This is a genomic window from Pseudomonas sp. zfem002 (assembly GCF_032621685.1).
Classification (GTDB): domain Bacteria; phylum Pseudomonadota; class Gammaproteobacteria; order Pseudomonadales; family Pseudomonadaceae; genus Aquipseudomonas; species Aquipseudomonas japonica.
The window spans coordinates 212,975-226,979 of sequence record NZ_JAVYJH010000004.1; the positions used below are offsets into that span (position 1 = coordinate 212,975).

Genomic DNA, 14,005 nt, shown 5'->3' on the forward strand with positions numbered 1-14,005 from the left:
GTGTCCCTGATCGCATCTGACCACTTCCGCATCGTTGTCGGCCTCGGCAAGAGCGGCATGTCCCTGGTTCGCTTCCTGGCGAACCGGGGCGTTGCGTTTGCGGTCGCCGATACGCGCGAGAACCCGCCGGAGCTGGCGACCCTGCGTCGCGACTATCCACAGGTGGAAGTGCGTTGCGGCGAGCTGGACGCGGACTTCCTCTGCCGCGCCGACGAGCTGTACGTCAGTCCGGGCCTGGCCCTGGCCACCCCGGCCCTGCAGCAGGCCGCCGCGCGCGGCGTGAAGCTGTCCGGCGATATCGAGCTGTTCGCGCGCAATGCCAAGGCGCCGATCGTTGCCATCAGCGGCTCCAACGCCAAGAGCACCGTGACCACCCTGGTCGGCGAGATGGCCGCCGCGGCGGGCAAGCGCGTGGCGGTGGGCGGCAACCTGGGCACCCCGGCGCTGGATCTGCTCGACGACGATGTCGAGCTGTACGTGCTGGAACTGTCGAGCTTCCAGCTGGAAACCACCGACCAGCTCAACGCCGAAGTGGCCACCGTGCTCAATGTCAGCGAAGACCACATGGATCGCTACAGCGGCCTGCCGGCCTATCACCTGGCCAAGCACCGGATTTTCCGGGGCGCGCGCCAGGTCGTGGTCAACCGCCAGGACGCCCTGAGCCGTCCCATCCCGATCGAGGGCCAGCCGTGCTGGACCTTCGGCTTGAACAAACCGGATTTCAAGGCCTTCGGTCTGCGCGAGGAGAACGGCGAGAAATACCTGGCCTTCGAATTCCAGAACCTGATGCCGGCCCGCGAACTGAAGATCCGTGGCGCCCACAACCAGTCCAACGCCCTGGCCGCGCTGGCCCTGGGGCACGCCGTGGGCCTGCCGTTCGACGCCATGCTGGAAAGCCTGCGCAACTTCGCCGGCCTGGCCCACCGCTGCCAGTGGGTGCGTGAGCTGAACGGCGTCAATTACTACGACGACTCCAAGGCCACCAACGTCGGTGCTGCCCTGGCGGCGATCGAAGGCCTGGGTGCCGATATCGACGGCAAGCTGGTGCTGATCGCCGGCGGTGACGGCAAGGGCGCGGACTTCTCCGGCCTGCGCGCGCCGGTCGGCAAGCACTGCCGCGCCGTGGTCTTGCTGGGCCGCGATGCCGAACTGCTCGCCGAGGCTCTGGGCGACGACGTGCCGCTGGTGCGTGTGAAGACCCTGGACGAAGCCCTGAGCCGCTGTGCCGAACTGGCCCGTCCAGGTGACGCCGTGCTGCTGTCGCCAGCCTGCGCCAGCCTCGATATGTTCAAGAACTTCGAAGAGCGTGGGCGGCTGTTCGCCCAGGCCGTGGAGGCGCTGGCATGATCTTCGGCGTCATCAAGCCCTATCCGTCGCCGCTCGTCAGCGGTCGTGGCATCGACCTGGACTTCCCGTTCCTGGTCGGCTGCCTGGCCCTGCTCGGCCTGGGCCTGGTGATGATCACCTCGGCCTCCTCGGAAGTGGCCGCGGCGCAGTCGGGCAACCCGCTGTACCACATGATCCGCCACCTGATCTACGTGACCCTCGGCGTGGGTGCCTGCATCGTCACCATGATGGTGCCGATCGCCACCTGGCAGCGCATGGGTTTCCTCATGCTGATCGGCGCCTTCGGCCTGCTGGTGGCGGTGCTGGTGCCCGGTATCGGCCGCGAGGTGAACGGTTCGATGCGCTGGATCGGTTTCAGCTTCTTCAACGTGCAGCCTTCGGAAATCGCCAAGGTCTTCGTGGTGGTCTACCTCGCCGGTTACCTGGTGCGGCGCCAGCAGGAAGTGCGCGAAAGCTGGATGGGCTTCTTCAAGCCGTTCATCGTGCTCCTGCCCATGGCCGGCCTGCTGCTGATGGAGCCGGACTTCGGCGCCACCGTGGTGATGATGGGCTCCGCCGCGGCGATGCTGTTCCTCGGCGGGGTGGGCCTGTTCCGCTTCGGCCTGATGGTGGTGCTGGCGGTGGGCGCGGTGTTCGTCCTGGTCCAGGCCCAGCCCTACCGGATGGCGCGTCTGATCACCTTCACCGACCCCTGGTCCGACCAGTTCGGTTCCGGTTACCAGCTGACCCAGGCGCTGATCGCCTTCGGTCGCGGCGAGTGGTTCGGCGTCGGCCTGGGCAACAGCGTGCAGAAGCAGTTCTACCTGCCGGAGGCGCACACCGACTTCGTGTTCTCGGTACTCGCCGAGGAGCTGGGCGTGGTCGGTTCGCTGCTGACCGTGGCGCTGTTCGTCTTCGTCACCGTGCGTGCGCTGTACATCGGCCTGTGGGCGGAGAAAGCCAAGCAGTTCTTCGCCGCATATGTGGCCTTCGGCCTGGCCTTCCTGTGGATCGGCCAGTTCCTCATCAACATCGGGGTGAACGTCGGCCTGCTGCCGACCAAGGGCCTGACCCTGCCGTTCCTCAGCTATGGCGGCAGCTCGCTGGTCATCTGCTGTGCCTGCGTCGGGTTGCTGTTGCGCATCGAGTGGGAGAGCCGCACGCACCTGGGCAGCGAGGAACACGAATTCGACGAAAACGATTTTGCCGAGGAGCCGAATCATCATGGCCGCTGACGGCAAGAACGTATTGATCATGGCCGGCGGTACCGGCGGCCATGTGTTCCCGGCGCTGGCATGCGCGCGGGAATTCCAGGCGCGTGGTTTCACCGTGCACTGGCTGGGTACGCCCCGCGGGATCGAGAACGAACTGGTGCCGCAGGCCGGCCTGCAACTGCACCTGATCAACGTCACCGGCCTGCGCGGCAAGAGCCGGCTGTCGTTGCTCAAGGCACCGTTCACGCTGGTCAAGGCGGTACTCCAGGCGCGGCGGATCATCCGCCAGCTGAACCCGGTCTGCGTGGTCGGTTTCGGTGGCTATGTCACCGGTCCTGGCGGTGTGGCGGCGAAACTGGCCGGCGTGCCGGTGGTGATCCACGAGCAGAATGCCCGTGCCGGTACCGCCAATCGGATGCTGGTACCGCTGGCCGGACGGGTCTGTGAAGCTTTCCCGGACACCTTCGATGCCAGCACCAAGCGCCGCACCACGGGTAACCCGGTGCGCGCCGAACTGTTCCTGGAACCGGTTCGCGAAGCCCTGGCCGGACGCCGCGCGCGTCTGCTGGTGCTGGGTGGCAGCCTGGGCGCCGAGCCGCTGAACAAGCTGCTGCCCCAGGCCCTGGCCCTGGTGCCGGAAGCCATCCGTCCGGAGGTGTTCCACCAGGCCGGAAGGAATCACGACCAGATCACCGCCGAGCGCTATCGCGAAGCGGGAGTCACGGCTCAGGTGGAGCCGTTCATCAAGGACATGGCCCAGGCCTATGGCTGGGCCGACCTGGTGGTGTGCCGTGCCGGCGCGCTGACCGTCAGCGAATTGGCCGCGGCCGGTCTGCCTTCGATGCTGGTGCCCTTGCCCCATGCGATCGACGACCACCAGACCCACAACGCCCATTATCTGGCACGCGAAGGCGCCGCCTTCCTGATGCCGCAAGCGACAACTGGCGCAGCGCAGCTCGCTGAACGCCTGAACGAGGTGCTGATGCAACCGGAAAAACTCGACACCATGGCGACCACCGCGCGTCGCCTGGCCAAACCCGCCGCTACCCGCACCGTGGTCGATATCTGCCTGGAGGTGGCCCATGGTTGAGAACCAGAAAGCCATGCCCCAGCCTGAAATGCGCCGTATCCGTCGCATCCACTTCGTCGGTATCGGCGGCGTGGGCATGTGCGGTATCGCCGAAGTGCTGCTGAACCTGGGCTACCAGGTCTCCGGCTCCGACCTCAAGGCCTCGGCGGTGACCGAGCGCCTGGAGTCCTTCGGTGCGCAGATCTTCATCGGCCACCGCGCCGAGAACGCCGCCAGCGCCGACGTGCTGGTGGTCTCCAGCGCCATCAACACCGCCAACCCGGAAGTCGCCACCGCGCTCGAGCGGCGTATTCCGGTGGTGCCGCGGGCCGAGATGCTCGCCGAGCTGATGCGCTATCGCCACGGCATCGCCGTCGCCGGTACCCACGGCAAGACCACCACCACCAGCCTGCTGGCCTCGGTCTTCGCCGCCGGCGGCCTGGACCCGACCTTCGTCATCGGTGGCCGTCTGAACGCCGCGGGCACCAATGCCCAGCTCGGCACCAGCCGCTACCTGATCGCCGAGGCCGACGAAAGCGACGCCAGCTTCCTGCACCTGCAGCCGCTGGTGGCGGTCGTCACCAACATCGACGCCGACCACATGGCGACCTACGAAGGCGACTTCAACAAGCTGAAGAAGACCTTCGTCGAGTTCCTGCACAACCTGCCGTTCTATGGTCTGGCCGTGATGTGCCTGGACGATTCGGTGGTTCGCGAGATCCTGCCGCAGGTCAAGCGCCCGGTGGTCACCTACGGCTTCACCGAGGAAGCCGACGTGCGCGCGATCAACGTGCGCCAGTCGGGCATGCAGACCCACTTCACCGTGCTGCGCCGCGATCGCGCGCCGCTGGACGTGTCGGTCAACATGCCGGGCAACCACAACGTGCTCAACGCCCTGGCGACCATCGCCATCGCCACCGACGAAGGCATCAGCGACGAAGCCATCGTCCAGGGCCTGTCCGGCTTCCAGGGTGTCGGCCGACGCTTCCAGGTCTACGGCGAACTGCCGGTGGAAGGTGGTAGCGTCATGCTGGTGGACGACTACGGTCACCACCCGACCGAGGTCGCCGCGGTCATCAAGGCCGTGCGTGGTGGCTGGCCGGAGCGGCGCCTGGTGATGGTCTACCAGCCGCACCGCTACAGCCGTACCCGCGATCTGTACGACGACTTCGTCCAGGTCCTCGCCGATGCCAACGTGCTGCTGCTGATGGAGGTCTACCCGGCCGGCGAAGAGCCGATCCCGGGCGCCGACAGCCGCCAGCTGTGCCACAGCATCCGTCAGCGCGGTCAGCTCGACCCGATCTACATCGAGCGCGGCATCGAGCTGGCACCACTGGTCAAGCCGCTGCTGCGCGCCGGCGACATCCTGCTGTGCCAGGGCGCCGGTGATATCGGCGGTCTCGCCCCACAACTGTTGAAGAGTCCGTTGTTCGCTGGTGCGGTTGCCAGTCAGGAGAAAGCCAAATGACTGCCGAAGCCTACGCCAAGCTGCATTCCACCCTCGCACCGCAGGACTTCGGCCGCGTCGCCGTGCTCTACGGCGGCAAGAGCGCCGAGCGCGAGGTGTCGCTGAAGTCCGGCGCCGCGGTGATCGAGGCGCTGACCAGTGCCGGTGTCGACGTGGTCGCCATCGACGTCGGTGACGATCTGCTCGATCGTCTGCAGAACGAGAAGATCGACCGCGCTTTCATCATCCTTCACGGCCGCGGCGGTGAAGACGGCAGCATGCAGGGCCTGCTGGAATGCCTGGGCATTCCCTACACCGGCAGCGGCATCCTCGCCTCGGCCCTGGCCATGGACAAGCTGCGCACCAAGCAGGTGTGGCAGAGCCTGGGTATCTCCACCCCGCGCCATGCCGTGCTGGCCAGCGAGGCCGACTGTATTTCCGCGAGCGCGGAACTGGGCTTCCCTTTGATCGTCAAACCGGCCCATGAGGGTTCCAGTATCGGTATGGCGAAGGTGACCAGTGTCGAGGAATTGATCGCGGCCTGGAAAGACGCCGCGCGATACGACTCGCAAGTGCTGGTCGAGCAGTGGATCAAGGGGCCGGAGTTCACGGTCGCGGTGCTGCGCGACCAGGTCCTGCCGCCGATCGCCCTGGGCACCCCGCACACCTTCTACGACTACGACGCCAAGTACCTGGCATCCGATACCCAGTACCGGATTCCCTGCGGTCTCGACGCCGTCAAGGAACAGGAATTGATCGATCTCACCGCCCGCGCCTGCGAAGCCATTGGCATCGCCGGCTGGGGCCGTGTGGATGTGATGCAGGACGAGCAGGGCCGTTTCTGGCTGCTCGAAGTCAATACCGCACCAGGCATGACCGACCATAGCCTGGTGCCGATGGCGGCCCGTGCCGCCGGCCTCGATTTCCAGCAATTGGTGCTGGCGATCCTGGCGGCCAGTGTCGAGGCGCGAGGTTAAGCCCATGCAAGGCGCGATGTTACGTCATCAGCAACCCGCCACCGGTCGCAACAAGCCGGTGCCGCGCGGTGCCAGCCGGATGGTGGCCAAGGAGCCACTGTCGGCGCGCCTGCCCAAGCCGAACTTCAGCATCTTCAAACGGCTGCTGTGGCCGGTCCTGCTGGTCGCCGCCGGTTTCGGCGCCTACGAGGGCGCGCAGCGACTGATGCCGTACGCCGACCGGCCGATCACCAAGATCGCCGTGCAGGGCGATCTCAGCTACATCAGCCAGCAGGCGGTGCAGCAGCGGATCGCGCCCTATGTGGCGGCGAGCTTCTTCACCGTCGACCTGGCGAGCATGCGTACCGAGCTTGAGCAGATGCCCTGGATCGCCCATGCCGAAGTACGCCGCGTGTGGCCGGACGAAGTGGTGATCCGCCTGGAAGAACAGTTGCCGGTGGCGCGCTGGGGTGAAGATGCCTTGCTCAACAACCAGGGCCAGGCTTTCACCCCACGCGAACTGGCGAACTACGAGCACCTGCCGCAGCTGTTCGGGCCGCAGCGCGCTCAGCAACAAGTGATGCAGCAATATCAGGTACTGAACCAGATGTTGCGTCCCCTGGGCTTTTCGATCGCCCGCCTGGAACTGCGCGAGCGTGGCAGCTGGTTCCTGACCACCGGCGCCGGCAGCGCGGGACCGGGGATCGAACTGCTGCTGGGGCGTGACCATCTGGTGGAAAAGATGCGCCGCTTCATTGCCATTTATAACAGCACGCTCAAAGAACAGATCACGAACATCGCCCGCATCGATCTGCGTTATGCCAATGGCCTTGCCGTTGGCTGGCGGGAACCGATTGCACAGCCCGCGGCCCAACCCGCCGTGGCGAAGAATTAGAGAGAGGCAGGACCCATGGCAAATGCGCAAAGCGGCAAAATGATCGTCGGGCTGGATATCGGCACGTCCAAGGTGGTTGCACTGGTGGGCGAAGTCGCCGCCGACGGCACTCTGGAAATCGTCGGTATCGGTACCCACCCGTCGCGCGGGTTGAAGAAGGGCGTGGTGGTCAACATCGAGTCCACCGTGCAGTCGATCCAGCGCGCCGTCGAAGAGGCCCAGCTGATGGCCGGCTGCCGGATCCACTCGGCCTTCGTCGGTGTGGCCGGCAACCACATCCGCAGCCTCAACTCCCACGGCATCGTCGCCATCCGCGACCGTGAAGTCAGCACCGCCGACCTGGAACGGGTCCTGGACGCCGCGCAGGCCGTGGCCATCCCGGCCGACCAGCGCGTGCTGCACACCCTGCCGCAGGACTACGTGATCGACAACCAGGAAGGCGTGCGCGAGCCACTGGGCATGTCCGGCGTGCGTCTGGAGGCCAAGGTCCACGTGGTGACCTGCGCCGTCAACGCCGCGCAGAACATCGAGAAGTGCGTGCGTCGCTGCGGTCTGGAAATCGACGACATCATCCTCGAACAACTGGCCTCTGCCTACTCGGTGCTCACCGATGACGAGAAGGAGCTGGGCGTGTGCCTGGTGGACATCGGTGGCGGCACCACCGACATTGCCATCTTCACCGAAGGCGCGATCCGTCACACCGCAGTGATCCCGATCGCCGGCGACCAGGTGACCAACGACATCGCCATGGCCCTGCGCACGCCGACGCAGTACGCCGAAGAGATCAAGATCCGCTACGCCTGCGCCCTGGCCAAGCTGGCCGGTGCCGGCGAAACCATCAAGGTGCCGAGCGTCGGCGACCGTCCGCCGCGCGAGCTGTCGCGCCAGGCCCTGGCCGAAGTGGTCGAGCCGCGCTACGACGAACTGTTCACCCTGATCCAGGCCGAGCTGCGTCGCAGTGGCTACGAGGACCTGGTGCCGGCAGGCATCGTCCTCACCGGCGGTACCTCGAAGATGGAAGGTGCGGTGGAACTGGCCGAGGAAATCTTCCACATGCCGGTGCGCCTTGGCGTGCCGCACAGCGTCCGCGGCCTCAGCGACGTGGTGCGCAACCCGATTTATTCCACTGGCGTGGGCCTGCTGACCTACGGCCTGCAGAAGCAGTCCGACGGCGTGCCTGTGCCAGGTATCAGAAACGACAGCTATGGCGATGAACCAAAGGCCCCGGTGCTTGAGCGATTCAAGCGTTGGGTCCAGGGAAACTTTTAAGTTTCAAAGCAGTAGTGGTAGGCGCAAAACTAGAGAAATGAAAGGAGAGGGAAAATGTTCGAGCTCGTAGACAACGTCCCGCAAAGTCCGGTCATCAAGGTGATCGGCGTCGGTGGCGGCGGTGGCAACGCCGTCAACCACATGGTCAAGAGCAGCATCGAAGGCGTCGAGTTCATCTGCGCCAACACGGATGCTCAGGCCCTGAAAAACATCGGTGCGCGCACCATCCTGCAACTGGGTACCGGCGTGACCAAGGGTCTGGGCGCGGGTGCCAATCCGGAAATCGGCCGCCAGGCCGCGCTGGAAGACCGCGAGCGTATCGCCGAGGTGCTGCAGGGCACCAACATGGTCTTCATCACCACCGGCATGGGTGGTGGTACCGGTACCGGTGCCGCGCCGATCATCGCCGAAGTGGCCAAGGAACTGGGCATCCTCACCGTTGCGGTGGTGACCCGTCCGTTCCCGTTCGAAGGTCGCAAGCGCATGCAGATCGCCGATGAAGGCATCCGCGCGCTGGCAGACAGCGTCGACTCGCTGATCACCATCCCGAACGAGAAGCTGCTGACCATCCTCGGCAAGGATGCGAGCCTGCTGTCGGCCTTCGCCAAGGCGGACGACGTGCTGGCCGGTGCTGTTCGCGGTATCTCCGACATCATCAAGCGTCCGGGCATGATCAACGTCGACTTCGCCGACGTGCGTACCGTGATGAGCGAGATGGGCATGGCGATGATGGGTACCGGCTGCGCCAGCGGTCCGAACCGTGCGCGCGAAGCCACCGAGGCGGCGATCCGCAACCCGCTGCTGGAAGACGTCAACCTGCAGGGCGCTCGCGGCATCCTGGTCAACATCACCGCGGGTCCGGACCTGTCCCTGGGCGAATACTCCGATGTGGGTAGCATCATCGAGGCGTTCGCATCCGACCACGCGATGGTCAAGGTCGGTACCGTGATCGATCCGGACATGCGCGACGAGCTGCACGTCACCGTGGTCGCCACTGGTCTGGGCGCGAAGATCGAAAAACCGGTCAAGGTCATCGACAACACCCTGCAGGCCGCGGCCGCGCAAGTGTCGACCCCGGCTCCGGCGCCTGTGCGCAACGAGCAACCGGCGGTGAACTACCGCGATCTGGAGCGTCCGACCGTGATGCGCAACCAGACCCACGCCGGCGCGGCAGCCGCTGCCAAGCTCAATCCACAGGACGATCTGGATTACCTGGATATCCCGGCTTTCCTGCGTCGTCAGGCCGATTGATGGAATTTATCAGGGGTATTAGGGTGATTGGTGTTCAGCAAAGGCGGGGTCTGTTATCATCCCCAGCCTTTGTTGATACCAGTTCGCAATCTGTGCTGAAGCGGCCAATGCCATGATTAAACAACGCACCCTGAAAAATATCATCCGTGCCACAGGTGTCGGTCTGCACTCCGGGGAAAAGGTTTACCTGACCCTCAAGCCCGCTCCTGTGGATACCGGCATCGTATTTTGCCGAGCCGACCTCGACCCCGTGGTGCATATTCCTGCCCGTGCGGAAAACGTCGGCGAGACCACCATGTCGACCACGCTGGTCAACGGCGATACCAAGGTAGACACGGTAGAGCACCTGCTCTCGGCCATGGCTGGCCTGGGCATCGATAACGCCTACGTCGAGCTCTCCGCGTCCGAAGTGCCGATCATGGACGGTAGCGCAGGTCCCTTCGTATTCCTGATTCAATCCGCCGGCCTGGAAGAACAGGACGCGCCGAAGAAATTCATCCGCATCCTGCGCGAAGTGACGGTGGAGGACGGCGACAAGCGCGCCACCTTCCTGCCTTTCGACGGGTTCAAGGTGAGTTTCGAGATCGATTTCGACCATCCGGTGTTCCGCAACCGTACCCAGAGCGCCAGCGTGGACTTTTCCAGCACCTCGTTCGTGAAGGAAGTCAGCCGCGCCCGTACCTTCGGGTTCATGAGCGACATCGAGTACCTGCGCAAGCACAACCTCGCCCTCGGCGGCAGCGTGGAAAACGCTATCGTGGTGGACAAGGACGGTGTACTGAACGAAGACGGTCTTCGCTATGAAGACGAATTCGTCAAGCACAAGATTCTCGATGCCATCGGCGATCTGTACCTGCTGGGCAACAGCCTGATCGGCGAGTTCCGTGGCTTCAAGTCGGGCCACGCGCTGAACAACCAGCTGCTGCGCAAGCTGATCGAAGAGAAGGACGCCTGGGAAGTGGTGACCTTCGAGGATGCGAGCACCGCACCGATCTCCTACATGCGTCCGGTTGCTGCTGTATAAGCTCGAATACTCTCTCTAGTTTGAAGGCCACCCTCGGGTGGCCTTTTTTATGGCGGGCTCATTCGTCGGCCGGTTTCTTGCCGCCCTTGGCATGACTGGCCAGGCGCTCCAGAGCGGCGCGCAGTTTCGGGTCGCTGATGCCCTCGGCGGTGGCCTGGATGGTTTCCGCGGATTTGTCGGAGATGTCGATGACATGGCTGGCGCTGCGGGTTACCCCGGTGACCGGCTGCACCTTGAACAGGATGCGGGTCAGGTTGGCGAACGCTTCCAGTTGCTGCAACTGCCGTTGCAGGCGCTTCTGCTGGTAGCGCAGGCGAGTTGCCCAGTGACCGTCGGTGACCACCAGCATCAGCGTTCCCTCACGCCAGGAGGCGACATGGCAATGCTCGCGCGCGGCCGGCTGCAACTGGCTCTCCAGCAGGCGCTGCAGATGGGCCAGGCGCTGGGCCTGGCTGAACAGGACCTTGAGCGGACGGGCTTCGCGCAGCAGGGCGGCCGGAGCACGGGCGGGGGAGGGGCGATAAGCCATGATGGCACCTGGAAGGACAATACCGAGCATCTTAACAGATCCCCTGCACCGCACCGGACCGGGCTAACCGTGGCAATCTTGCGCCGACGGGTTGAAGTTGGCGAAAAAGCCCTTATTGTACAAAAGCCCCGTCACAGCGCTGTGCCAGCATCGTGGAACTTCGCCACTTTCCTCACCATCGTTTCCGGGTAGAATGCTCGTTCGTATGCGGCCTGCAAGGGCTGCACGGGCGACTCACGGGGCCGCCCTCCATCCCTACGTGTGGAAGATCCTGCCGATATGTTTGCGCCTTTGTTAAAGAAACTTTTTGGAAGCAAGAACGAGCGTGAAGTCAAACGCATGCTCAAGACGGTACAGATCGTCAATGCCTTCGAAGAGCAGATGGTGGCCCTCTCCGATGAACAGCTGCGCGGCAAGACCGCCGAGTTCAAAGAGCGCCTGGCCAAAGGCGAGACCCTCGACCAGCTCCTGCCCGAAGCGTTCGCCGTTGCGCGTGAAGCCGGCAAACGCATCATGGGCATGCGTCACTTCGACGTGCAGCTGATCGGTGGCATGACCTTGCACGAAGGCATGATCGCGGAAATGCGCACCGGTGAAGGCAAGACCCTGGTGGCGACCCTGGGCGTATACCTCAACGCGCTGTCCGGCAAGGGCGTGCACGTGGTCACGGTCAACGACTACCTGGCCCGCCGCGACGCCAACTGGATGCGTCCGCTGTATGAATTCCTCGGCCTCACCGTCGGCGTGGTCACCCCGTTCCAGCCGCCGGAAGAGAAGCGCGCCGCCTACGCCGCCGACATCACCTACGGCACCAACAACGAATTCGGTTTCGACTACCTGCGCGACAACATGGCGTTCAGCATGGAAGAGAAATTCCAGCGCGAGCTGAATTTCGCCGTGATCGACGAAGTCGACTCCATCCTGATCGACGAAGCGCGGACGCCGCTGATCATCTCCGGCCAGGCCGAAGACAGCTCCAAGCTGTACATCGAGATCAACAAGCTGATCCCGCGCCTGACCCAGCACATCGAAGAAGTCGAAGGCCAGGTCACCCAGGAAGGCCACTACAAGATCGACGAGAAGAGCCGCCAGGTCGAGCTCAACGAAGCCGGTCACCAGTTCATCGAGGAGATGCTCACCCAGGTCGGCCTGCTGGCCGAGGGCGAGAGTCTCTACTCCGCGCACAACCTGAGCCTGCTGACCCACGTCTACGCCGGCCTGCGCGCGCACAAGCTGTTCCACCGCAACGTCGAGTACATCGTCCAGGACGGCCAGATCCTCCTGATCGACGAGCACACCGGCCGCACCATGCCGGGCCGTCGTCTTTCCGAGGGCCTGCACCAGGCCATCGAGGCGAAGGAAAACCTGAATATCCAGGCCGAAAGCCAGACCCTGGCCTCGACCACCTTCCAGAACTACTTCCGTCTGTACACCAAGCTGTCCGGCATGACCGGTACCGCCGATACCGAGGCGTTCGAGTTCGCCCAGATCTACGCCCTCAACGTGATGGTCATTCCGCCGAACAAGCCACTGGCGCGTAAGGACTTCAACGACCTGGTGTACCTGACCGCCGACGAGAAGTACGCGGCGATCATCGCCGACATCAAGGAAAGCATGACCCAGGGCCGTCCGGTCCTGGTCGGTACGGCGACCATCGAAACCTCCGAGCACATGTCCAACCTGCTCAAGCAGGAAGGCATCGATCACAAGGTCCTCAACGCCAAGTACCACGAGAAGGAAGCCGAGATCATCGCCCAGGCCGGTCGTCCGGGTGCGCTGACCATCGCCACCAACATGGCCGGTCGCGGTACCGACATCCTGCTGGGCGGCAACTGGGAAGTCGAAGTGGCTTCCATGGAAAACCCTACTCCTGAGCAGATCGCCCAGATCAAGGCCGACTGGCAGAAACGTCACCAGCAGGTGATCGAGTCCGGTGGCCTGCACGTGATCGCCTCCGAGCGCCACGAATCGCGTCGTATCGACAACCAGCTGCGTGGCCGTTCCGGTCGCCAGGGCGACCCGGGTTCCAGCCGCTTCTACCTGTCGCTGGAAGACAGCCTGATGCGCATCTTCGCCTCCGACCGGGTGAAGAACTTCATGAAGGCCCTGGGCATGCAGTCCGGTGAAGCCATCGAGCACCGCATGGTGACCAACGCCATCGAAAAGGCGCAGCGCAAGGTCGAAGGTCGCAACTTCGACATCCGCAAGCAGTTGCTCGAATTCGACGACGTGGCCAACGAGCAGCGCAAGGTGATCTACCACATGCGCAACAGCCTGCTGGCCGCGGAGAACATCGGCGATACCATCGCCGACTTCCGTCAGGAAACCCTCGAAGCCACCTTCAGCCAGCACATTCCGCCGCAATCGCTGCCCGAGCAGTGGGACGTGGCCGGTCTGGAAGCCGCTCTGGCCAGCGACTTCGGCGTGAAACTGCCGATCCAGCAGTGGCTTGACGAAGACGACAAACTCTACGAAGAGCCGCTGCGCGAGCGCGTGCTGCAGGAGCTGGTCAGCGCCTACAACGAGAAGGAAGACAGCGCCGGCGCCGAAGCCCTGCGCACCTTCGAGAAGCAGATCCTCCTGCGCGTCCTCGACGACCTGTGGAAAGACCACCTGTCGACCATGGACCACCTGCGTCACGGCATCCACCTGCGCGGCTATGCGCAGAAGAACCCGAAACAGGAGTACAAGCGCGAGTCGTTCACCCTGTTCCAGGAACTGCTGGATTCGATCAAGCGCGACACCATCCGCGTGCTTTCCCATGTTCAGGTTCGTCGCGAAGATCCGGCCGAAGAAGAGGCCCGCCTGCGCCGCGAAGCCGAGGAACTGGCCCAGCGCATGCAGTTCCAGCATGCCGCGGCCCCCGGCCTGGAAGGCGCCGAGGAGCAGGAAGAGGGCGCTGAAGTCGCCGTCGCCGCGCCTGCCCGCAACGATATGAAACTGGGCCGCAACGAGCTGTGCTGGTGCGGTTCGGGCAAGAAGTTCAAGCACTGCCACGGACAGATCAGCTGATCCAGCCGTGCCA

Annotated in this window: 11 protein-coding genes; 10 read left to right on the forward strand and 1 reads right to left on the reverse strand. The window is 64.2% G+C overall.

Annotated features, from left to right (window positions below):
- The 9 genes from murD to lpxC all read left to right on the forward strand — a co-directional run bounded on the left by murD (position 1) and on the right by lpxC (position 10,451).
- A complete protein-coding gene (gene murD, locus RTI28_RS08460) occupies positions 1-1,347 on the forward strand; it encodes a UDP-N-acetylmuramoyl-L-alanine--D-glutamate ligase (protein WP_316920032.1) in 1,347 nt (448 codons plus the stop codon).
- Positions 1,344-2,561, forward strand: coding sequence for a putative lipid II flippase FtsW (gene ftsW, locus RTI28_RS08465; protein ID WP_042122973.1), 1,218 nt, complete (start codon positions 1,344-1,346; stop codon positions 2,559-2,561). The genes murD and ftsW overlap by 4 nt, the downstream gene beginning before the upstream one ends.
- On the forward strand, positions 2,551-3,630 hold the full coding sequence (gene murG, locus RTI28_RS08470) for an undecaprenyldiphospho-muramoylpentapeptide beta-N-acetylglucosaminyltransferase (RefSeq protein WP_316920033.1): 1,080 nt from the start codon (positions 2,551-2,553) through the stop codon (positions 3,628-3,630). The genes ftsW and murG overlap by 11 nt, the downstream gene beginning before the upstream one ends.
- Positions 3,623-5,077, forward strand: coding sequence for a UDP-N-acetylmuramate--L-alanine ligase (gene murC / locus RTI28_RS08475; protein ID WP_316920034.1), 1,455 nt, complete (start codon positions 3,623-3,625; stop codon positions 5,075-5,077). Before murG ends, murC begins: the two co-directional genes overlap by 8 nt.
- The gene (locus RTI28_RS08480) at positions 5,074-6,033 is read left to right on the forward strand and encodes a D-alanine--D-alanine ligase (RefSeq protein ID WP_316920035.1); all 960 of its coding nucleotides are present in this window, start codon (positions 5,074-5,076) and stop codon (positions 6,031-6,033) included. Before murC ends, RTI28_RS08480 begins: the two co-directional genes overlap by 4 nt.
- A 4-nt stretch (positions 6,034-6,037) precedes the next feature.
- Positions 6,038-6,907 carry a cell division protein FtsQ/DivIB gene (locus RTI28_RS08485; RefSeq protein ID WP_316920036.1) on the forward strand — a complete coding sequence of 290 codons (870 nt, stop codon included), beginning with the start codon at positions 6,038-6,040 and terminating at the stop codon, positions 6,905-6,907.
- Positions 6,908-6,922: 15 nt separating this feature from the next.
- Complete coding sequence (gene ftsA, locus RTI28_RS08490) at positions 6,923-8,176, forward strand: cell division protein FtsA (protein ID WP_042122978.1); 1,254 nt, start codon at positions 6,923-6,925, stop codon at positions 8,174-8,176.
- A 54-nt stretch (positions 8,177-8,230) separates the two neighbouring features.
- Positions 8,231-9,427, forward strand: coding sequence for a cell division protein FtsZ (gene ftsZ, locus RTI28_RS08495; RefSeq protein WP_042122979.1), 1,197 nt, complete (start codon positions 8,231-8,233; stop codon positions 9,425-9,427).
- Positions 9,428-9,539: 112 nt separating this feature from the next.
- Positions 9,540-10,451, forward strand: a complete 912-nt coding sequence (gene lpxC / locus RTI28_RS08500) for a UDP-3-O-acyl-N-acetylglucosamine deacetylase (protein WP_042122980.1) — start codon at positions 9,540-9,542, stop codon at positions 10,449-10,451.
- Positions 10,452-10,509: 58 nt separating this feature from the next.
- On the opposite strand, the gene RTI28_RS08505 is transcribed toward lpxC, so the two are convergent.
- Positions 10,510-10,980, reverse strand: coding sequence for a DUF721 domain-containing protein (locus RTI28_RS08505; RefSeq protein ID WP_316920037.1), 471 nt, complete (start codon positions 10,978-10,980; stop codon positions 10,510-10,512).
- Between the two features lie 279 nt (positions 10,981-11,259).
- Here RTI28_RS08505 and secA point away from each other — a divergent pair, with 279 nt between their 5' ends.
- Positions 11,260-13,992, forward strand: a complete 2,733-nt coding sequence (gene secA, locus RTI28_RS08510) for a preprotein translocase subunit SecA (RefSeq protein ID WP_316920038.1) — start codon at positions 11,260-11,262, stop codon at positions 13,990-13,992.
- The last annotated feature ends 13 nt before the right edge of the window (positions 13,993-14,005 follow it).

Bases quoted from the DNA above. Each gene is read 5' to 3' on its own strand.
- murC (WP_316920034.1), top strand. From the start codon at position 3,623: ATGGTTGAGAACCAGAAAGCCATGCCCCAGCCTGAAATGCGCCGTATC.
- murG (WP_316920033.1), top strand. From the start codon at position 2,551: ATGGCCGCTGACGGCAAGAACGTATTGATCATGGCCGGCGGTACCGGC.
- ftsW (WP_042122973.1), top strand. From the start codon at position 1,344: ATGATCTTCGGCGTCATCAAGCCCTATCCGTCGCCGCTCGTCAGCGGT.
- ftsA (WP_042122978.1), top strand. From the start codon at position 6,923: ATGGCAAATGCGCAAAGCGGCAAAATGATCGTCGGGCTGGATATCGGC.
- ftsZ (WP_042122979.1), top strand. From the start codon at position 8,231: ATGTTCGAGCTCGTAGACAACGTCCCGCAAAGTCCGGTCATCAAGGTG.
- RTI28_RS08505 (WP_316920037.1), bottom strand. From the start codon at position 10,980: ATGGCTTATCGCCCCTCCCCCGCCCGTGCTCCGGCCGCCCTGCTGCGC.
- secA (WP_316920038.1), top strand. From the start codon at position 11,260: ATGTTTGCGCCTTTGTTAAAGAAACTTTTTGGAAGCAAGAACGAGCGT.
- RTI28_RS08480 (WP_316920035.1), top strand. From the start codon at position 5,074: ATGACTGCCGAAGCCTACGCCAAGCTGCATTCCACCCTCGCACCGCAG.
- lpxC (WP_042122980.1), top strand. From the start codon at position 9,540: ATGATTAAACAACGCACCCTGAAAAATATCATCCGTGCCACAGGTGTC.
- RTI28_RS08485 (WP_316920036.1), top strand. From the start codon at position 6,038: ATGCAAGGCGCGATGTTACGTCATCAGCAACCCGCCACCGGTCGCAAC.